Source organism: Arthrobacter sp. HLT1-20 (assembly GCF_054510895.1).
The window spans coordinates 136,723-156,874 of sequence record NZ_JBTNDR010000002.1 but is presented as its reverse complement, the minus strand read 5'-3'; the positions used below and the strand labels follow the sequence as shown (position 1 = coordinate 156,874).

Annotated in this window: 18 protein-coding genes; 12 read left to right on the top strand and 6 right to left on the bottom strand. The window is 63.6% G+C overall.

Annotated features, from left to right (window positions below; translation table 11 throughout):
- The first annotated feature begins 158 nt into the window (after positions 1–158).
- Positions 159–1,343, top strand: a complete 1,185-nt coding sequence (locus ACX80Q_RS02020) for a MarP family serine protease (protein WP_459328844.1) — start codon at positions 159–161, stop codon at positions 1,341–1,343.
- Between the two features lie 3 nt (positions 1,344–1,346).
- Here ACX80Q_RS02020 and aroQ read toward each other — a convergent pair whose 3' ends face one another.
- Both aroQ and acs read right to left on the bottom strand, forming a co-directional pair.
- Complete coding sequence (aroQ, locus tag ACX80Q_RS02015; RefSeq protein WP_459328843.1) at positions 1,347–1,805, bottom strand: type II 3-dehydroquinate dehydratase; 459 nt, start codon at positions 1,803–1,805, stop codon at positions 1,347–1,349.
- A gap of 123 nt (positions 1,806–1,928) precedes the next feature.
- On the bottom strand, positions 1,929–3,905 hold the full coding sequence (acs, locus tag ACX80Q_RS02010; RefSeq protein ID WP_459328842.1) for an acetate--CoA ligase: 1,977 nt from the start codon (positions 3,903–3,905) through the stop codon (positions 1,929–1,931).
- A 354-nt stretch (positions 3,906–4,259) separates the two neighbouring features.
- Here acs and ACX80Q_RS02005 point away from each other — a divergent pair, with 354 nt between their 5' ends.
- The 3 genes from ACX80Q_RS02005 to ACX80Q_RS01995 are packed head-to-tail and all read left to right on the top strand — an operon-like array spanning position 4,260 to position 7,109.
- Positions 4,260–5,600, top strand: coding sequence for a hypothetical protein (locus ACX80Q_RS02005; RefSeq protein WP_459328841.1), 1,341 nt, complete (start codon positions 4,260–4,262; stop codon positions 5,598–5,600).
- Positions 5,601–5,611: 11 nt separating this feature from the next.
- Entirely contained in the window at positions 5,612–6,412 is an 801-nt protein-coding gene (gene nth / locus ACX80Q_RS02000) for an endonuclease III (RefSeq protein WP_459328840.1), read from the top strand.
- A 1-nt stretch (position 6,413) separates the two neighbouring features.
- Positions 6,414–7,109, top strand: a complete 696-nt coding sequence (locus ACX80Q_RS01995; RefSeq protein WP_459328839.1) for an NUDIX hydrolase — start codon at positions 6,414–6,416, stop codon at positions 7,107–7,109.
- Here ACX80Q_RS01995 and ACX80Q_RS01990 read toward each other — a convergent pair.
- Positions 7,106–8,791: an amidohydrolase gene (locus ACX80Q_RS01990; protein ID WP_459328838.1), complete on the bottom strand. Its 1,686-nt coding sequence runs from the start codon at positions 8,789–8,791 to the stop codon at positions 7,106–7,108. The genes ACX80Q_RS01995 and ACX80Q_RS01990 overlap by 4 nt on opposite strands.
- A gap of 76 nt (positions 8,792–8,867) precedes the next feature.
- Positions 8,868–10,601, bottom strand: coding sequence for a bifunctional 3'-5' exonuclease/DNA polymerase (locus ACX80Q_RS01985; RefSeq protein WP_459328837.1), 1,734 nt, complete (start codon positions 10,599–10,601; stop codon positions 8,868–8,870).
- A 120-nt stretch (positions 10,602–10,721) separates the two neighbouring features.
- Between ACX80Q_RS01985 and ssd the strand changes: the two genes are divergently transcribed.
- The 7 genes from ssd to ACX80Q_RS01950 all read left to right on the top strand — a co-directional run bounded on the left by ssd (position 10,722) and on the right by ACX80Q_RS01950 (position 16,348).
- Positions 10,722–11,948 (top strand): septum site-determining protein Ssd, encoded by a 1,227-nt coding sequence (gene ssd, locus ACX80Q_RS01980; protein WP_459328836.1) that lies wholly within the window; start codon positions 10,722–10,724, stop codon positions 11,946–11,948.
- Positions 11,945–13,258 carry a TadA family conjugal transfer-associated ATPase gene (locus ACX80Q_RS01975; protein WP_459328835.1) on the top strand — a complete coding sequence of 438 codons (1,314 nt, stop codon included), beginning with the start codon at positions 11,945–11,947 and terminating at the stop codon, positions 13,256–13,258. The genes ssd and ACX80Q_RS01975 overlap by 4 nt, the downstream gene beginning before the upstream one ends.
- Positions 13,259–13,407: 149 nt before the next feature.
- A complete protein-coding gene (locus ACX80Q_RS01970; protein WP_459328834.1) occupies positions 13,408–14,169 on the top strand; it encodes a type II secretion system F family protein in 762 nt (253 codons plus the stop codon).
- 218 nt (positions 14,170–14,387) lie between these two features.
- Positions 14,388–14,804, top strand: coding sequence for a type II secretion system F family protein (locus ACX80Q_RS01965; RefSeq protein ID WP_459328833.1), 417 nt, complete (start codon positions 14,388–14,390; stop codon positions 14,802–14,804).
- Positions 14,805–15,038: 234 nt separating this feature from the next.
- Positions 15,039–15,344 (top strand): DUF4244 domain-containing protein, encoded by a 306-nt coding sequence (locus ACX80Q_RS01960; protein WP_459328832.1) that lies wholly within the window; start codon positions 15,039–15,041, stop codon positions 15,342–15,344.
- A gap of 39 nt (positions 15,345–15,383) precedes the next feature.
- Positions 15,384–15,986 carry a TadE family type IV pilus minor pilin gene (locus ACX80Q_RS01955; protein WP_459328831.1) on the top strand — a complete coding sequence of 201 codons (603 nt, stop codon included), beginning with the start codon at positions 15,384–15,386 and terminating at the stop codon, positions 15,984–15,986.
- Complete coding sequence (locus ACX80Q_RS01950; protein ID WP_459328830.1) at positions 15,983–16,348, top strand: Rv3654c family TadE-like protein; 366 nt, start codon at positions 15,983–15,985, stop codon at positions 16,346–16,348. Before ACX80Q_RS01955 ends, ACX80Q_RS01950 begins: the two co-directional genes overlap by 4 nt.
- Positions 16,349–16,366: 18 nt before the next feature.
- Here ACX80Q_RS01950 and ACX80Q_RS01945 read toward each other — a convergent pair whose 3' ends face one another.
- The gene (locus tag ACX80Q_RS01945; RefSeq protein ID WP_459328829.1) at positions 16,367–18,730 is read right to left on the bottom strand and encodes a DEAD/DEAH box helicase; all 2,364 of its coding nucleotides are present in this window, start codon (positions 18,728–18,730) and stop codon (positions 16,367–16,369) included.
- A gap of 169 nt (positions 18,731–18,899) precedes the next feature.
- Here ACX80Q_RS01945 and ACX80Q_RS01940 point away from each other — a divergent pair, with 169 nt between their 5' ends.
- Positions 18,900–19,313 (top strand): phage holin family protein, encoded by a 414-nt coding sequence (locus ACX80Q_RS01940; RefSeq protein WP_459328828.1) that lies wholly within the window; start codon positions 18,900–18,902, stop codon positions 19,311–19,313.
- 76 nt (positions 19,314–19,389) lie between these two features.
- Here ACX80Q_RS01940 and ACX80Q_RS01935 read toward each other — a convergent pair whose 3' ends face one another.
- The gene (locus ACX80Q_RS01935; RefSeq protein WP_459328827.1) at positions 19,390–20,106 is read right to left on the bottom strand and encodes a GNAT family N-acetyltransferase; all 717 of its coding nucleotides are present in this window, start codon (positions 20,104–20,106) and stop codon (positions 19,390–19,392) included.
- Positions 20,107–20,152 lie beyond the last annotated feature (46 nt).

The following is a 20,152-nucleotide window of genomic DNA, read 5'->3' as shown; positions in this document are numbered from 1 at the left end:
CATTCAACGCGTTCGTTGACAGCATATTGGCAGATTGAGACGCGTGAAAGCTCAGGGATCGCCCGGCTTGCCCCGGTAATATGTGCATTCGGGACACATTCTGTGCCCGAACCTTCGAAAAAATGGCGGGCGCTGCCCGCGAGGAGCTCTGCTCATAGGTGTTTGGTTTTTCCTGGCTAGATGCGGTGTTGATCCTGTGGCTGCTGTGGCAGTTGATTTATGGCCTAAAAACCGGGCTGGTAGTGGGATTGGGCGGCCTTGCCGGTTTTGTGGCCGGCGCTGCGGCAGCGTTTTTTGCTGCGCCCTTTGTCAACCAATTTGCACCCAGCCCCGGGTGGCGCACCGCAATGGTGCTGGGCGCCACGGTGGTATTGATAGCCAGTGGCCACGCTTTGGGGATGCGATTTGGTCGCGCCATTGGGCGGCGTGTGAAATCGGACTCCATTAGGTCCGTGAACAGGATTTTGGGTGGTGTGCTCAACGTTTTTGTTGCCGCATTGGTCATCTCCATGCTCGCATTCAGCGTTTCCAACCTGGGTATCCCGGCCGTCTCCAAGCAGTTGAGCGACTCGAAGGTCATCTCCCGCATTGAAGCGTGGACACCGGATCCCGTCAAGGCGGCCGCCGCCCAGATTCGCTCCCTGGTTTTGGATGAGGGCATTCCCGCGCTGCTGAACCCGGCCGGCCCCAATGTGCAGGTTGCCGCCCCGAATGCCGACACCAACACCGCTGCCTGGAACAATGCGGCCCGTTCAGTCCTGAAGATCTCCGGCACGGCATTCCAGTGTGGGCAAAACCAGACTGGTACCGGATTTGTGGTGTCGCCCGGGAGGGTCCTGACCAATGCGCACGTTGTTGCCGGTGTGGTGCGGCCGGTTGTGCAAACCCAGACCCAAGGTGTTCTGCCTGCCCGTGTAGTGTTCTTTGATCCCGTGAAGGACTTGGCAATCCTGGCCGTGGACTCATTGGACGCTGCACCGCTGCCCGCGGCGGAAACGGCCCGGAACAACACTGCCGCGGCGTTTGCTGGCTATCCGCTGGGCGGGCCCTTGCAGGTGCGGCCGGCCACTGTGCTGTCCTCCGGCCCCATGATGGTTCCGGACATCACCGGTGGGCAAAAGTCACTTCTGGACGTTTATCAGTTGGCTGGAAACGTCCAGTCAGGCAACTCCGGCGGTCCGTTGCTGGACAGTGACGGCCGGGTTGTGGGAGTCATCTTCGCGAAAGCCACCACGCAGAACAACATCGGCTTTGCGCTGACCATGGAAGAGGCTGGCCCCGTGATCGCGGCCGCGCCCCAGCTTAACAGTGCCGTGTCGGCAGGCTCCTGCAAGGTTGGCTAGCGGCTAGTCCAGCGTCTTGTCCAGGTAGCTCACGGCAAGCTCGTAGCCGTGGATGCCTGCTCCCACAATGACTGTGCCGCACACAGCGGACAGGTAGGAGTGGTGCCGAAATTCCTCGCGCTGGTGCACATTGGAGATGTGCACCTCCACGGTGGGCAGCTCCACGGCGGCTATCGCGTCCCGGAGCGCCACGGAGGTGTGCGTGTACGCGCCAGCATTGATGATGATCCCCACAGCCGTGCCGCGGGCTGCATGGATGGCATCCAGTAGGGCGCCTTCATGGTTGGACTGCACGCACGAGACGCTGAATCCTGCTGCAGTTGCGGCTGCCGTGGCGAGACGTTCGACGTCGGCCAGCGTGGCTGAGCCGTAAATCTCCGGCTCGCGGGTGCCCAAGAGGTTCAAATTGGGGCCGTTGAGAATCAGCAGTGCGCCGCGGTCCGCTGCAGTGGTTGAAGTCATGGGTTAATAATGCCCCACTGGCGCGGCCACCCTCCCGACTTAAGCAACTGACCCGCAGAAAACGCCGAAAATCGCGTCCAAATCGCGATTTTTCGCCGTTTTCTGCGGGTCAGATGTAACGGGCTAGGCTCTGAGGGACTCGGCGATCTGGTTCATGACGGTGTTGTCGGCCAGGGTTGAGGAGTCGCCCGCCTCGCGGCCTTCGGCCACATCCTTGAGCAGGCGGCGCATGATCTTGCCCGAACGGGTCTTGGGCAGCTCCGGCACCACCAGGATGGTCTTGGGCTTGGCGATGGGACCAATTTCCTTGCCCACATGGTTGCGCAAGGTGGTGACAATGTCTGCGTCTTCCACCGCTGAGCCGCGCAGGATCACAAACGCCACCACGGCCTGGCCGGTGGTTTCATCCGCTGCGCCCACAACGGCCGCCTCGGCCACTGAGGGGTGGCTGACCAAAGCGGATTCAATCTCCGTGGTGGAGAGGCGGTGCCCGGAGACGTTCATGACGTCGTCAACGCGGCCCAGGAGCCAAACGTCTCCGTCGTCATCCCATTTGGCGCCGTCGCCGGCAAAGTACATGCCGTCAAAGCGGGACCAGTAGGTGTCCTTGTAGCGCTCGTTGTCACCCCAGATACCGCGCAGCATGGAGGGCCACGGCTCGCGGATCACCAGATAGCCGCCATGTCCGTGCGGGACGGAGGCGCCGAGCTCATCCACCACATCCACGGCAATGCCGGGCATGGGTACCTGGGCCGAGCCGGGCTTGGTGGCTGTCACGCCGGGCAGCGGGGCAATCATGATGGCGCCGGTTTCGGTCTGCCACCAGGTGTCCACAATGGGTGCCAAGTTGGCGCCAATGACGCGGCGATACCACATCCACGCCTCCGGGTTGATGGGCTCGCCCACGGATCCGAGCAGGCGGATCGAGGAGAGATCGTATTTGGCGGGGATGTCCTCGCCCCACTTCATGAACGTGCGGATGGCCGTGGGTGCTGTGTACAAGATGGAGACCTTGTACTTTTCCACGATTTCCCAGAAGCGGCCCTGGTGCGGGGAGTCCGGTGTGCCCTCATACATGACCTGCGTTGCGCCATTGATGAGCGGGGCATAGGTGACGTAGGAGTGGCCGGTGACCCATCCGACGTCGGCCGTGCACCAGAAAACGTCCGTCTCCGGGTGCAGGTCAAACACGGCGCGGTGCGTGTATGCGGTCTGGGTAAGGTAGCCGCCGGTGGTGTGCAGGATGCCCTTGGGCTTGCCGGTGGTGCCGGAGGTGTAGAGGATAAACAAGGGGTGCTCGGCGGCGTGACCCACGGCTGTGTGCTGGTTGGAGGCGGCGCCCACGGTGTCATCCCACCAGGAATCGCGACCCTCAACCCAGTTGACGGGTTCGCCGTTGCGCCTGACGACGACGACGTTCTCCACGGAGTGCCCGGGTGCTGCCAACGCCGCATCCACGGCGGGCTTCAAGGCGCTGGGCTTGCCACGGCGGAAGGTGCCGTCGGCCGTGACAACCAACTTGGCCTCGGCGTCGTCAATGCGGGAGCGCAGGGCGTCGGCGGAGAACCCGCCGAACACCACGGAATGGATGGCGCCAATGCGGGCACAGGCCAGCAGTGTGATGACGGCTTCGGGGATCATGGGCAGGTAGACGGCCACGCGGTCGCCCTTGGCCAGGCCGAGCGCCTCGAACGCGTTGGCGGCCTTCTTGACCTCGTCCGTGAGCTGCGCGTATGTGTAAGTGCGGGTGTCGCCGGGTTCACCCTCGAAGTGAATGGCCACGCGGTCGCCGTTGCCGGCCTCCACATGACGGTCCAACGCGTTGTAGGCGGCATTGATTTCGCCGTCCTCAAACCACGTGGCGAACGGCGGGTTGCTCCAGTCAAGGGTCTTGGTGAAAGGCTTGCTCCAGCTCAGCAGATCGCGGGCCTGCTTGCCCCAGAAGGCGGGGCGGTCAGCGTTGGCCGCATCGTATTCGTCGGCGTTGACGATCGAGTTGGCGGCGAATTCCGCGCTGGGCGGAAACGCCCGGCTCTCCGTGAGGAGGTTTTCCAGTGCGTCCCCGGACTGGTTTCCCGCTGTTGTGGTGACCTCAGACATCTAACATCCCTTCATTCCTTCGTAGCTGGTGCCCCGGACAGCCCCCATCAAGCGCCAGGGCGCCGCGGTTCCATGACGGGGCCGCGGGCGGTGCGCAGATTGGGTGTCAGGGACACAAGTTGTCATCCTGCTTTCACTGTAGCGCTTTCCAGCTTAAAACGTGTCCGCGGTCACAGTCCAATGGGGTCAACGGGGTGGTTTCTGCGCTCAACTGCACACTGCCCGGTAAACGGCCAAGCCAGGGGCAGTTCTCCCCGTGTGGCGTATTACTACCCGGTATTGCTGTGGCTCGCTAGTGTTGGCCCCCTGCGGTAACTAGGCTTGGGAGTAATCGTGACATTTAGGAGTAAGACCATGACAGAGCAACAAACGCCCTCGGCGCCGGCCACCACAGGCCCCGCCAAGGCAACGGTCAGCACTGCCGTTGCCGGCCCCCTGACCATTCGCGACCTGGCAGTGCTGGGATCGGTTGCACTAATTTTCGTCGCCTCGCTGGTGCCGATCATTGTCACCATCGCCGGAAGTTTCAACCTCTGGAACGCTGCCGGTCTGTTCTACATTGGCGTTGGCGTCATCCTGCCGCTGGCTGTTGGGGGCCTGTTCCTGGTCCGCCGGCTGAGCCCCGAGGTCAAAATCCGCATTGGGTCGCTGTCCATTGACCAGTTTGCTTCCGTGGTGGCCTGCTTAGCCACATTCTTCTTCTTCACCGGAACCGTAACCACCTTCGGCGTGGCGTATTTGCTGGGCCTGGTGGGCTCGCTGGTACTGCTCACCGCAACCGTTTGCGCCCAGTGGATCCCCATGCTGGCCGCTGATTTTGCTGGCCGGGCTGAGGTTCCGGCCCACGTTGTTGCGCGCGACGCCGTTCCCGCGGTTGCGCGGCCCTCGGCGCCCAAGCCTGTTGTGGCGTCCCAGAACGGCGCGGCCCCGCAGACGAACAGTGGCGCTGTTGCAGGCGCCGCAGGCGGTGCTGGCGTTGGCGCTGCTGCCAGCACACACACCACCCAGCAGCCCTTCGCGTGGAACGCTCCGCAGGCAGCCGCAGGTCACACGGCGGCTGGCCAGATTTTCACCCCCGCTAAGGAAACTGGTGCAGCAGGCACCGCTGCGGGTGCAACTGCCGGGGCCGCTGCCCAAACCGTGGCAGACGCCGCACCGGCAGCCACCGCTGCTGCACAGTCCGCAACAACTCCGGCCGCGGGCGCTGCTGCCGGCGCCGGCGCGGCCGCCACCGTCCCGGCAGCCCACACAACAGCGCAGCCCACAACGACAGCGCAGCCGGCCGTGCAGACCGCCGCAGCCGCCCCCGCCGCAGTTAACACCTCGGGTGCCGTTGCGAGTACCAGGGCGGATCAGTCCGCTGACGCCCCCGCAACCACGCTGAACCCGCAGGTGGCCGAGGTTTCAGCGGCGCCCGCAACCACCGCAACTCCGGTCAAGGAGAGCATCGCCGCCACCGTCAACCCCAAGGCCGGCGCCGCACCCGTGGTGGCCGACCCCTTCTGGTTTGCCGTTGACCGTCCCCAGAACGTGATTGATGAGAAGACTCGCCAGTTTGTTTTCAAGCTGACACCCGGCTCGTGGATCTTGGCGCTGGAGGACCGCGGAAGCAGCTTCCTGGTCCAGGACAGCCATGGCAAGACGGGTATCCTGCTTGACCTTGTGGGCATCGAGCGGGCCTCGGACAGCCAGTAACCCCAGACGCGATGGTGGCACAGGAATCGGCGCTGGCGCTCAAGCGCCGGGCCCGGAAAATCAACCGCGAATTGGCGCAGCTCTACCCTTATGCGCATGCGGAGCTGGATTTCCGGAACCCGTTTGAGCTGCTGGTGGCCACCGTGCTCTCCGCACAAACCACCGATGTCCGCGTCAACGCCGTCACCCCGGCACTTTTCGCCCGGTACCCGGACCCGGTGGCGCTGGCTCAGGCCCAAAGCGTGGAGCTGGAGGAACTGATCCGACCCACCGGATTCTTCCGGGCCAAGGCTGCGAACCTGCTCGCCCTGGCCACGCGCCTGGTCGATGAGTACGACGGCGTGGTGCCGGGTTCCTTGGAGGCCCTAGTCACGCTGCCGGGGGTGGGGCGGAAAACCGCCAATGTGGTGCTGGGCAATGCTTTTGGCGTTCCCGGGATCACGGTGGATACACATTTCATGCGGTTGGCCCGGAGGTTTGGCTGGACCGATTCCACCGACCCCGTGCGGATCGAAGCCGATGTGGCTGCCTTGTTTGAGCCCAAGGACTGGACAATGCTGTCCCACCGGGTGGTTTTCCACGGCAGGCGGATTTGTCACTCCCGCAAGCCCGCCTGCGGGGCCTGCCCGATTGCCCACTTGTGCCCCGCCTATGGCGATGGCGAAGTGGATCCCGTCAAGGCCGCCAAACTGCTCAAATATGAGCTGGCCCCCGGAGCCGAGGAACTCCTGGTACGCATGCTCGCCGATGTGGACAACGCCGCGCAGTACAGGCAAGAGTCCCAGCAGGCTGCCCGGGATTCGGGGTCTTAGCATGAGCGCCTATGCGGACCTGGCGGTGTTGGCTGAAAAAGCAGCAGCAACGGCTGCGTTGCCGGCAGCCCTGAGCGCCGGACGGCCGGCGTTGTGGCAACCAGCCATGGATAGGGCGTCCGCCCGGCCGGCGGCTGTGCTGATGCTCTTTGGCGCGCTGGACCATATCCCGGCCACCTCTGCAAAGCCGCTGGTTGAGGCCGATTTGGACTTGCTGCTGATTGAACGCGCACACACTCTCAGTGACCACCCCGGCCAGGTGGCGTTCCCCGGCGGCGGTGTGGATCAAGGCGATACATCCATCATGGCTGCTGCGTTGCGGGAGGCTGAAGAAGAAACCGGTCTTGATCCCAGTGGGGTTGAAATCCTGGGCTTGCTGCCTGAGGTTCCCTTGCCGGTCAGCAATTTCTTGGTGACACCCGTGGTGGGGTGGTGGGCACGGCAAACGCCGGTGGCTGTTGTTGACTATGGCGAGTCGGCGCAAGTGTTTCGGGTTCCCGTGCGCGATCTGCTGGACCCGGACAATAGGTTCACAGCCGTCTTGAAACGTGGCCGCTTTCCGTACAAGGGACCTGCCTTCGTGGTGAACGGCGTGGTGGTGTGGGGTTTCACGGCCGGCATCCTGACTTACGTTTTCCAGGAATTGGGCTGGGCCGTGCCGTGGGATGAGAGCCGCGAAATTCCTGCCCCCATCTAGCAACGGTAAACGGTCACGCCTTCCTTGATGGTTTCCAGCACCTGAATGTTCCTGACCCTCTCGGGCGTTGCCGCGAGGGGATCGGCGTCGAGCATCACAAAGTCAGCCAACATGCCAACCTTGAGCATGCCTTTTCGGTCCTCCTCGAATAGCTGGTTTGCGGGTCCCGTGGTGAGTGCCTGCAGCGCCGCGTAGGCGCTGATGCGCTGATCAGGGCCCAGGATGTGCCCCGAGCGGGTGGTCCGGTTCATGGCCGTGAACATCATGAAAAACGGGTCCAGGGACGTCACCGGGAAATCGCTGTGGTTGGAGACGAGCAATCCTGTTTCGAGAGCAGATTTCAGGGGACTGATGAACGATGCTCTGTCCTCGCCGGTATTGGCGCGGTGCACATCGCCCCAGAAGAACGTGTGGTTGGTGAAATAGCTTGGCGTGATGCCCAGGCGCAGGTAGTCCTGCAATTGTTCCGGATGCTGGAATTGTGAATGGATGGCCACCGTCCGCAGGTCATTCTCTGCTGCGGTTCCCGTCTGTTCCACGGCCCGGATGAGCTGGTCGATCGCGGCGTCGCCGTTGACGTGGGCGTACAGCTGGACGCCGTGCTCGAGGGTGTTGTGCACGATCGCAGCGAATGACTCGAAGGCCATCAGGGGCTCTCCACACCAGTCCGCCTGCCCGTCCAAACCACCCGTCAGATACGGGCTGCGCATGTACGCTGTGCGGCCCTGAGGCGAACCGTCCTGCATGACTTTCAGGCCGGCGATCTTGAATCCGTTGCGGTAAATTCCCGTGGGGTATGCGGGGTTGCCCAGCCACTGGGGTGCTTCCCAAAAGGAGCCCAGGGCTGCAATATCCAAATACAGCAACCCGTCAGCCGCCGCCGCTTGGTAGAGATCCAGATCGGCCACGGTGACGAATCCGTCCTGGGCGTGGGTGTAGCCCTGCGAGGCATAGTCCTGTTGTGCGCCGTCGAGCAGGCGGAGTTTGTCTGCCGGGCTGAGAACCGGAAGCTTTCCCAGCACCAGATTCATGTAGGCAGTTTCCATGAGCAGCCCCGCCGGTTCCTGTGATCCGGGCAGCCGGGCGATGACGCCGCCGCTGGGCGTTTGCGTGGTGGCGTCGATGCCGGCCCACCGCAGCGCTGCCGAGTTCAGCACAGCCCCGTGGCTGGAAACGTGCACCAACATGACCAGGATGTCGGGGAAGAGAGCATCCAAGTCCTTGACGGTGATATGCCGGTTGTCGGCGAGGGCCTCCTGGTCGTAGCCATAGCCGACGAGCCACTCGCCGGGCCCCAGGCGACGGCCGGTCCTGAATGCATCCAGCGTCTGCAGAAGTGTTGCAATATCATCGCATGGGCCCATGGGTGGCGGGCCCACATTCACCCTGTCGGCAAGGTCAAATGCTGCCGAAAAATGACTGTGTGCGTCAACGAATCCGGGGAGCAGCGCTGCCCCGTCCAGATCCCTCGTTGCGGCGTTGGGGAACTGCTTCCGCGCCAATGCTTCATCGCCAACAAAGACGATCTTGCCGCCGCCGATGACAATCGATTCCACATACTCGGGGGAAGGGCCGCGCATCGTGAGGATACGCCCATTGCAGAAAATTTGCTCTGGATGCGTGCCACGGACCGCCCGGGCCGGAACTGGTGCCGGGGTGGACGTTGACTGCGAATCGCTCATGCTGGCCTCTCCTCTCCTCTGCGCTGGCTGCTTTGCACCGCCATGGTGGGTGTTGCGGGCTCGTGTCCGCGCCGCCCTATTTGGCGTCAGCGTAGCACTGGACCACACTGACGTTGACGGGAAATTCCAACGGAATCTTGCCAAAAATCAGTTCGGTGGCGGCCCTGGAGGACTCGTGCACAATCTGGGTTACTTCCGCCACCAAGGCATCGGGGCAATGCACCATGACCTCATCATGGAGGAAAAATACCAGTGCCGGGGCGCCGCCGCCCTGCGAGCCTCCGCCGGCGGTTGCTGGGGTTGCCGGCAGGGCCCGCAACCGGCGTCGCAATTCTGCCAACCAGCAGCATGCCCATTCCGCAGCCGTCCCCTGGACCACAAAATTGCGGGTGAAGCGGCCGCGGGAACGGGCCGCGGACTCAGCCCTGCGTTGCTCCTGGGCCGAGTCGCTTCGTTGGCCTTCGTGCCACTCGGCGGTGGTGGGCGGAGTGCTGCGTCCCAAGTATGTGCTCACGCGTTCACCACGTTCCCCGGCCCGGGCTGCCTGTTCCACAAAATCCAGTGCGCGGGGATACATGCGCGCCAATTGTGGCACCAGGCGCCCCGATTCACCGGAGGTGGCGCCGTAGATGGCGCCCAACAACGCAATTTTGGCCATGCTGCGGTCGCCGCCAAATCCTTGCGCCGCGATTCCGGCATACAAATCCAAGTTGCTCCCGGAGCCGTCCTGGCCCGCCGCAGCCATGGCCGAGTCCTGCGCCAGGGCTGCCAGGACGCGGGGTTCCAGTTGGGCAGCGTCCGCCACAATGAGCGAGTGGCCGGGATCGGCCACGGCAGCGCCCCTGATCTGTGCCGGGATTTGCATGGCCCCGCCGCCGCGGGAGGCCCAACGGCCAGACACCACACCGCCCACCACGTATTCAGAGTGGAAACGGCCCTCATGCACCCACTGTTGGAGCCAGTTCCAGCCATTCGTGGTGAAAAGTCTGCTGAGTTTCCGGTACGCCAGCAGGGGCTCGATGGCAGGGTGCTTGAACTCCATCAGCTCCCAGCTTCGGGTGGATTTGGCGTCGATCCCGGCCCGGTGCAAGGCCCGCATCAGATCCTGGGGAGAGTCCGGGTTCAGGGATGGCGCGTTGAGGGCGGTGCGCAGTTCCCCTGCCAGGGCCTCCATTTTTTCCGGGTGCGTGTGGATGCTGGGTTCGGGTCCGAGCAGTTCATGCAGCAGCCTCCTATGTAGGTCTTCCCGCCAGGGGATACCTTCATATTGCATCTCAGCAGCCACCAAAGCGCCGGCAGATTCGGCACTGAGCAAAAGTGTGAGCCGGGAGGGGTGTGTGGATGAATGAATGGCGGCTTTCTGGGCGCCAAGTTCCTTCGCCACGATGTCTAGGCCCCACGCCTTGTGGGCAGCCACCGCGGGGGGTGCGTCAAACAGGCTGTCCTGGCCGGCGCTGACCCCACCGCGGGAGACGCCTCGCTGCAGTGACTCGGTTTCCGGTGGGACGGGCGTGAACTGCCGGTGGTAGGCGCTTGCTGCAGCAAACTTTGAGAACAGCAGGATGTTCTGGCAGAGGGCCAAATCGTGGCACTTTTCAACCCGAACGTTGGCTGCCAGTAACTCCGGATACCAATGTGCGGCCCGGTCCCACACCCAGCGTGGCTGGTGCTCCTGCTCAATGCTTCGGACCAGTGCGGCGAGGCCCGTGCGGGCCACGGCACGGGTGGGGGCGGCGGGGGTGCCGTCGTCGTGCCTTAGCTGGACCACCACAGTGGGGCTGTCGGGGGCCATGGCCAGCAATGCGTACATAGCTTCTATTCTCCACCGGTGGGTTGCTTAATGCCTCCACAGCCACCTCCCGGTGTCAGGTTGTCCACATTCTCCCACCGGGCGCTGGATGCCAGGACTGTTCAAGGCCACAGTTGTCCCATGAGAAGTAGCCAAATTCTGCCCCGCGGGAAGGCGGGGGACCCCTGGCTCCCACGCCGCGACACAACTGTGCTGCTTTTGACGGCCGCACCGGAGCTGCAGGGCGAAGTGGGGCGGGTCAGTGCGGCTGCCGCCGTCGAGCTGTTGATTGGGCAGAGCCTGGAGCAACTGCCTGTGCAATGGGATGATGTCGCGGCGGTGCTGGTTGATGCGGCTGTTGACGTGGGGCTTGCCGGTTGGCGTGGCCCCACTGCGGTTGTTGGTTTTGCCCAGGATGCAGCGCAGATGTGGCGCCAGGCAGTGCGGCTCGGGGCGGACAGGGTGGCCATTTTGCCTGATTCCGCGCAGTGGTTGGCAGATTACTTGGCGTGCTTAGGCAGTCCCACTCCGGGGGCTGGTGTGGTGGGGATCGTGGGCGGTTGTGGTGGGGCAGGTGCTTCAACGCTGTCAGTGCTGGTGGCTGCCGAAGCTGCTGCACGTGGTACCCGAACCCTGTTGGTCGACGGTGACAGGTGGGGCGGGGGTTTGAGCGCCGGCATGTCTGTGCAGGATCATCCCGGGTTGCGCTGGCCGGAACTGCTGGGTGTTTCCGGGTCCATCAATCCCGCACAGCTGGCAGCCGCGCTTCCCCAAGTTGGCACGTTGTCATTCCTCTCGTGGGACTCGAGGGGGCGGCCGGACATGGGGGCCGCTACCGCCGCGAAGGCTGCCACAGCGGGAAGCAGCGTCACGGCAGCACACCAGTCCCGGATGCCCCCAACGGCCGGGCACCAAGAAGCACCCCAAGGACAATCCGCCGTGGCCGAAGTCATGCGCGCGGCCAGGGGAGCATTCGGCTTGGTTTTAGTTGACGTTGGCCGGACGCCTGAAGCCTTCAGGACTTTTGGGGTTCACTGCAGTGGACTGCTGGTGGTGGTTCCAGCAAGACCACGGGCAGCTGCCGCCGCATTGGCGATGATGGAATCGCTTCCGCCCATGCCCGTTGCCGTGGTGGTCCGTGGCCCGGTGGCGGAAGGCCTCGACGCTGCCATGGTGGCCGATGCCATGGGCCTGCCACTGGTGGGGGAGTTTCCGCACCTGCGGGGAGCGGCTGCGGCGGTGGACCCGCAGCGGCTTCCTGAGCTGTTACGGCGACGGCGTGTGCGCATGCTGGCGGCAAGCGCACTTGAGTGGATGGCAGGGGACATACCATTTGCCGGCCGGCCCCGTGGCAAGGTGCGGCCATGAATGCCTCGGCACACCGCGAGATCTTCCCGCGCAGCCCCTGGGACGGTTCCGCCGGGCCGGAGCCGGTGGATGCGCAGCTGCTGGACGTGGTTCGCAGGACAGTTCTGGCCCACGCAGGTCCAGTGACAGACCTTCAAGTGGCGGCTGCCGTCCGGGACAGCGGGCGCTTGCTGGGCGCCGCAGGATCCCTGGTGGCCATGGAAAGGATCACTGCCGAACTCAACGGCTTGGGACCCCTGCAGGCCCTGGTGAAGGACCCTGCCGTGAGCGACATCTTTGTCAATGCACCGGATTCCGTATGGATTGATCGGGGCATGGGTCCCGAACGTGTCGCGGTGAGGTTTGCCGATGAGGGGGAGCTGCGCTCGTTGGCCGTGAGACTCGTGGCAAGCGCGGGCCGAAGTCTGGATGAAAGCAGCCCCTGCGTGGATGTGAAGATTGCCTCCGGGTACCGTGTTCATGCGGTGCTTCCGCCCGTCTCCACCACCGGAACGCTGCTGTCCATCCGCATCAAACACAAAACTGTTCTAACCCTGGCTGAGTTGGTTGCAACGGGAAGCGTGGAGCCGAGGCTGGCGAGGGTCCTTCAGAAGGTCATTGAGGGCCGGCTGAATTTCCTCATCAGCGGGGCCACGGGAGCAGGTAAAACCACGTTGCTCTCAACGCTCCTTGGCCTGTGCCGCGCCCAGGAACGGCTTGTCCTGATCGAAGATGCTGCCGAGTTGGAACCGGAGCACCCCCACGTGGTGACGTTGGAAGCCCGCCACGAGAACGCCGAGGGTGCCGGAGCCGTGGATCTGGCGGAGTTGGTGCGCCAAGCCCTGCGGATGAACCCCGGCCGTTTGATTGTGGGCGAATGCAGGGGCAGGGAAGTTCGGGAACTGCTCATGGCTCTGAACACCGGGCACAGCGGTGGCGGCGGAACCATTCATGCAAACAGTGCTCATGACGTGCCTGCACGGCTCACCGCACTGGGAGCCCTGGCAGGGATGAGCCCCGAGGCCGTGTATTTGCAGGGAGCCAGCGCACTTGACGTCATCATTCACCTTGACCGAATCCAAGGACGCAGGGTTGCCGCAGAAATCGCTGTGGTGCAACTCCGTGACGGCCACCTGGACGTGGTGCCCGCACTAACCCTGCGCATGCCGGCAACACCCCCGCATGCAGCTGATGCCAGCGTGCCGGAGAAGGATCAACTTGTTCAAGGCAGTGCATGGGCAGCACTTGCCGGGCGCCTGGGGATGGCGGAGAACTTTGATGCCCCGGAGGCCTACACCCCTGCAGGACCACAACGGGTGGTGGCGCCGTGAGAGCAATGGCGATTTTGGTCCTGCTGTGTGCGGCTTGCTGCCTGCTGACTCTTCACACCCCTGTTTGGCGGACACCGCCACCCGGCCGGCGAACACGTGGGGTACCCCTCATCCTGAAGAAGCAAGTTCCGCAGGATGATCTACCGCGAATGGTCCGTCAATTAGCGTCGCTGCTGGCTGCCGGAAGAACGGGCCCAGCGCTCTGGGGAGCGTTGGGCCACGTACTGGCCGTGGAAGCCGACAGTGCAACGGGGGTGCAGGGGGACAGGAGAGAGAACCTCTGGCCCGCGGGGCGCTCGCAGGCACCATCGGAACTTCCACAACTGCGGATCAACGGCCCGCCGCGTGCTGCTGACGCCACCATCCTGCTGGTCCTGGCCGTACAACGGGCCAGCGCCTTGGGCCTACCGGCATCTGCCTCAATACGCGAGGCTTGCGCGGCGGCCCTGGTCCATGGGCCAGGGAACACCACGGTCCGGGGCGCCGCACTGACCGTCAGGCAACACGGAACATGGTTGGAGCTGGCTGCCTGCTTTGAGGTCTGTGAGGTCAGCGGAGCGGCAATGGCAGCAGTCTTGAACCGGCTTGCCGCAGCCATCGAGGCAGAACAAGACGCCGCAGCCTTGCGGGAAACGGCATTGGCCGGCCCGCGGGCCACCGTACGCCTCTTGAGCTGGCTGCCATTTATTGGGCTCGGTCTCGGAACGACGATGGGTGTTGATCCAATTGGTGCACTCCTGGGAGGCCCGCTTGGTTGGGCGGTGATGGCCGCTGGTGTGGCATGTGCGCTCGCAGGGTGGGCGTGGTCTAGGAAGATGATTTCCGACGCGGCGGCTCCGCCATCGTTTCCTAGGATTCCTAGCGGCGGTAAAACTGCTGGAACGCAGTTCCCCGAATGCAGGCAGTCATGATGAGACCAATTGTGGTTTTGATCTTGTCGGTGATGGCGTCGTGGTGCCTGTGGGGTTCAAGTCGCGGGGCCGCGATGCGTGCGCATTGTCAACGGGAAGCGTGGCGGGCAGGCGGGCACAGTCCACGGCTGAATGGGTTGATGCCGGGATCAGCGGACCAGCAGAATCGACCACAACACCATGGCGGGTCACACGAACCGTTCGTTGGTATAGCGGACGTGCCGCTCTTGCTGGAGCTATTGGGCACAGCCCTGGATGCCGGGCTAACGGTGCCAGGATCACTGCGCCTAGTAGCCGGTGTTTCGGCGGAGCACATTCGCGGGAGTTTGCTGCGTGTGGTGGCCGGTTTGGACATCGGAGCATCCTGGCACAACGCTTGGGAGGGAAACCTGGGGCGCCCCGAGGTAGCCCAAATACATGCCGCTCTCAGCTTCGGTGCGTTGACCGGAGCGGCGGCAGCACCCCTGCTGTCCGCCCAGGCCCAGCAGTACCGGCGAACCGCCAGCCGCCAGGCTGAGAAAAGGGCAGCGGCCTTGGGCGTCAAGCTGGTTGTTCCGCTTGGGCTTTGCTCTTTGCCAGCATTCATCGCCTTGGGGGTTGTGCCCGTAGTCATGGCCATGATTCCCGCCCTCTGACCCGCCCGGGCGACCGGAATCGGCGGGAGGGCCCCCTTCATTCATCCACAGCCGCAGCCCGTGCGGAGTTGTTCCACGGATTGCACAAGTGCCCTTCTATGGGGGTTGGAACCGGGGCAAGATTGCATCCACCAGCTCAACCATTGCCGAACGGTTCCAACGGCGGCGGCGGAGCCCCAGTACGTTTTCGCAGCAGAACTGCAGACAGCAGTTGTGGAACATCAAGGAGTTGAGATGAACAGCAATGAATCCGCGCAGGGTCAGATCCTTGGCGCAGATGGCACCTTCCTCGCGGAGAACGTTCGTGAGATCTTTCCCGGGGCCATTAGGAACCGCCCGGTGGTGAATACCAGGATTCGTCCCATGGCGGCAGGTCGGCATGTAGCACGCAGGAGCCTGGAAGCGGGAATGGCAACAGCTGAATACGCCATAGCCACGTTGGCGGCGGTGGGGTTTGCCGGCCTGCTGGTGGTGATCCTCAAAAGTGATGAAGTGCGCGGGTTCCTGCTCAACATCATCCGAACAGCCCTGAGCTTTTAGCTGCCATCGAGACTAGCGAACGAAGAATAGGCAGCTGGGATGACTGACATGAAGCCAACGTCACAGAACCACCCTGCGGCGCACGCTGGGCGGCCCCACAAGCCCCACAAGCCCCGCCGCGGACGCCGCGGCACCATGGTGGCTGAGCGCGGATCCGTGACTGCCGAGGTCGCCGTGGTGCTGCCAGCCATAACAGCGCTTTTGGCTTTGCTGCTGCTGGGCGTGTCCGCTGGCATGCTGCAGCTGAGGCTGGAAGAAGGCGCCAGGGCCGGGGCCCGGGCTCTTGCCCGCGGTGATCCCCCAGCCCTGGTTCTTGACCTCGTTTCGAGGGTGGCAGGGGAGAGCGTCGACGTTTCCATGGCCAGTGCCGGCGGCTATGCCACAGTCACCGTTCGAGGAAAGGTGGAAGGAGTGCTGTCCGGCCTGGTTCCGTGGACTCAGTCGGCGCACGCCACCGCCAGGGTTGAACAGGCAGATCCTATGGCGGTGGCGCCACTCGCCGTGGATCATGCTCCACCGCGGTGGAGTGGAACAGCAGCTTCGAGAACGTCGTTGTGGAGATGGGTCCGGGGCGGCCCGTCACCGATTCCAGGCACAGTTGTGCACGCGAATCACAGCTGGGCAGGCGGGTTCCCACCATGACAGCGGGTGAGGCGGGCGAGGAAGGCGCCGGGACTGTTTTGGCAGCGGCGCTGGCTCTGGCCCTGCTTTTGCTGACAGTAGTGGTGCTGTGGCTGGGCCAGGCCGCCGTCTCGGCAGGGAAGGCGGCAACGGCAGCGGATTTGACGGCTCTCGCTGCAGCCGACGCCTACCGGGGACTCAGCACGGGCGTTCCCTGCCAGGTCGCCGTCGAGGTGGCGACACGCCACAACGCCACATTGTTGGACTGTAAGCTCCTGGGCAGCGGATCGGTCCAAGTACAGGTGGTGATCCAAACATCCTTGCTGTGGCCGGCGCAGGGGCAGGCCAGGGCCGGGCCACCCCCTGATGCCCCAAGCCCGTGACGGTTGGGACAACGACAGCTAGGGAGCGTTGTCGAGGAGGACTTTGAGGAGCGCAACCGCGCCGGCTTTGTCCAAGGGGTTGTTCTTGTTGCCGCATTTCGGGGACTGCACGCAGGATGGGCAACCCGATGGGCATTCGCACGCCTCGATTGCATCCTTCGTGGCCCGCAGCCAGATCCGGGCCATGTCGAAGCCTCGCTCGGCGAATCCGGCTCCGCCGGGATGGCCGTCATAGACAAAGATTGTTGGCTGGCCGGTGTCGGCGTGAATGGCCGTGGACACCCCGCCCACATCCCATCTGTCACTGGAGGCAACCAGCGGCAGCAGGCCAATGGCCGCGTGCTCGGCAGCATGCAGGGCACCGGGAAATTGCGGTTCCACCAGTCCACCGGCAAGCATGGTTGCATTGTCCAGGGTGAACCAAACCGCCTTGGTGAAAAGGTCCCGGGCCTCCAGCTCGAGCGGTTCCTCGCCCAAGACCTCGTTAGAGATGAGTGCTTTTCGTTGAAAGGAAACCACCTGGGTGCGCACCTGCACGGCACCAAAGTGCATCTCGACCGGTCCCCACAATTCATGCTTGACGGATTCGATCACCTCAATCTGGGTGACATCCCGGGCCGTGGTGTAAAAGTCGGGTGTGCCCCGGCGGACAAGCGCACAGTGCTCGGCCTCGTTGAGTTCCAGAACCACATAATTTGTGCCCTGGTGCACGTAAACTGCGCCGGTGTGCGCCTGGTAGTGGGACTGCGGAGAGCCCATGGTGCCCAACAGGGTGCCGGTATCGGCCTCAATGATGTTGATGGGGCCGCCGCCGTCGTCGCGGAGATTCACCATGGAGGCGGCGCTTTGGGGGTGGGTCCAGAACCACCCTGCAGGGCGCCTGCGCAGATAGCCTTGGGCCACCAGCTGGTCAAGCAACGCTGGGGTGCTGGCGTCGAAAATGGCCAAGTCCTGGTGTGTGATGGGCAGTTCGGCCGCGGCCGCACACAGATGCGGGCCCAGCACGTAGGGGTTGGCTGGATCAAAGACCGTGGCCTCCACGGCCCTGTCAAAAATGGCCTCGGGGTGGTGTACCAGGAAGGTATCCAGGGGGTCGTCGCTGGCCACAAAGGCCGCCAGGGCGTCCTGACCTGCCCTCCCGGCTCGGCCGATCTGTTGAAAGAACGACGCCCTGGTGCCCGGCCAGCCAGCCACCAAAACAGCGTCCAGGCCGGAGATGTCAATGCCCAGTTCCAGCGCCGAGGTGCTCGAAATGCCCAGCAGGTCTCCCGCCCGCAAGGCCTTTTCTAACTCCCTGCGCTCCTCTGGCAGGTAGCCGGACCGGTAGGCGGCAACTCTTGAGGGGAGGCTCACATCCACGTCTTCCAGGAGCCGTTTGGTCACAGTGGAGATCGTTTCGGCACCCCGCCGCGATTTGATGAAGGCGATGGTGCGCACATGTGAGGAGACAAGATTGGCCAGCAAATCCGATGTCTCGGCAATGGCGGTGCGCCGGGATTTGGCCCCGTTTTCGCCGGCAAAATCCGTCAGCTCCGGCTCCCACAAGGCCACGGTGGTGGCACCGTGCGGGGAGCAGTCCTCGGTAACAGTGGTGACGGGGGCGCCAATGAGGCGGGCAAAGGAGGTGCCGGGATCAGCAGAGGTGGCGGAGGCGCCAATGAAGGTGGGGGAGGAACCATAGTGGGCGCAGATGCGCCGCAACCGCCGCAGCAGTACTGCAACATGGGAGCCAAAGACGCCTCGATAGCTATGAGCTTCATCGATGATGACGAACTGCAGGCGCTTGAAGAAGCGGGCCCACCAGGTGTGGTTGGGCAACACGCCAAAATGGAGCATGTCGGGGTTGCACAGGATGAAATTGCTGTGATCTCGTATCCAGCGCCGGTCTGCCGGGGCTGTGTCGCCGTCGTACGTTGCGGCCCGGAGGGTGGGCAGGTGCAGGGAGTTCAGGGCCGCCAGTTGGTCGGCAGCGAGAGCCTTGGTCGGTGACAGATACAAGGTCACGGCGCCGGCTGTCTCCAGTAGGCCGGGGTTCTCATTCACCTTCAACTGCGCCCTGTGGACTGCGTCAAGGGCGGGCAGCTGGTACGCCAAGGACTTTCCTGAAGCGGTTCCTGTGGCGATAATTGTGTGCTGCCCGTTGTGGGCCGCGTTGGCGCCCTGGACTTGGTGACGCCACGGCTCCACAACACCCAAGAACGAATAGGCGCTGACCAGATCGGGATGGACCCATTGCGGCCAGGGCTCGGTGACGGCCTGCCGGGCCGGGATCCTGCGCACATGCTGCAGCTGGGGAGGGTTGGTGCCCCGGCCCAGAAGCGGGATCAGCGAATTGTTGGTTGACACTTCATCATTGTGCCACCGCTGGCACGCCGGCCTCATTGGCGCACCGGCAATGCTGCAGGGCGGGCGCGGAAATCGATTCACACAGGGTGAGATGGGGCGCCCGCAGCGTCACGCCCGGGTCATGTGTCCGTAATCTGGTAACAATCGATGCATTGAATGGACATTGTCATGTCCGCCGCGAATTTTCGTTCCTATACTTACGCTCATGATCATCTTCCTGATTCGAGCAGCGATTTATCTGGGCACCTCAGCACTCGGCCTTCTGGTGGCCGCATGGCTGTTGCCCGACTTTGGCCTTGAATGGCGGGGGTTCCTTGTGGCGGTGGTGGTTTTTGCCCTGGCTCAGTCCATCCTGACACCCTTCATTGCCCGCATGACCAACCGCTATGTTCCTGCCGCACTGGGCGGGATTGGCCTGATTTCAACGTTGGTGGCCCTGTTTTTGGCGCAGATTTTCCCCGGTGGACTGCACATCAGCGGGTTTACCACGTGGATCACGGCGGCGCTTCTTATCTGGGTAACCACCACGTTGGGTGCGATCTTCCTGCCCATGATCTTCTTGAAAAAGCGTCTGGCCGGGCGTGCCGCACGGTCCACAACTCCCATAGTCCGGCCGTAGGGGCCGCGCTCATTTAGGGCACGAACCCAAAAACGGGGCCGGCACCACCAGGTTTCCGGTCAGCCCGGGGCCCGTATTAGGAACTGGCTGCCATCTCCATCAAGCGCGCCCGGGGCACCAAGACCGTTACGGAGCCCAGGCTGCGCCAACCCAATTTGTAGTACAACCGCTGCCCGTCGGTACTGGCCAGGATGAGCCCCGTGGTGACTGGATACTCCTGTGCCCTCGCGGCCAGCGTCCGTATGAGCAGCATGCCGTAGCCGCGGCGACGGTGCTGCGCGTGGGTCTCCAGCTGGTCAAAAACGGCATAGTCGCCATAGATGCCAACCTTGCCGGTGGCAAGGATTGTCTGCCCGCGACGAATCGTTGCCGAAAAACGGGCCTGGCACGCCGTGTCGCTGTGTTTGCCGCCAATCTTCTTGACCACAAGGGACAGCTCGGGGTCACCCAGGAAGGGATCTTGATTGTCCTGGGTTTCCATGGCCAGGATCATCAACCGTTCCGAGTTGGAAATCATCCCCAAACCGGCCTGATGGGCTTGTTTCACATAGCCGTGCACATCGCTGCCAATGACGCACATTGCCCGCTGTGGCGAGCTGACAACTTCTGCGGCCACGGTGGCGAACGCGGCAGGATCCGGGGCGGCCACAAAGTACTCCCAGTCGCCCTTGCGGTCCAGCCGCAACGCTGCCAAGTAGCCAGGTCCGTCACTCGCCGGGTAGCTGCGCAGGGACGTCCAAGCGGTAAACCATGCAAGCAAATGTCGCTGCAGTTCCGTGGCACCATCCGTCATATGAACAGCCTATGCCCGCGCCCCGGGTGTGACGCCAAATCGGAGC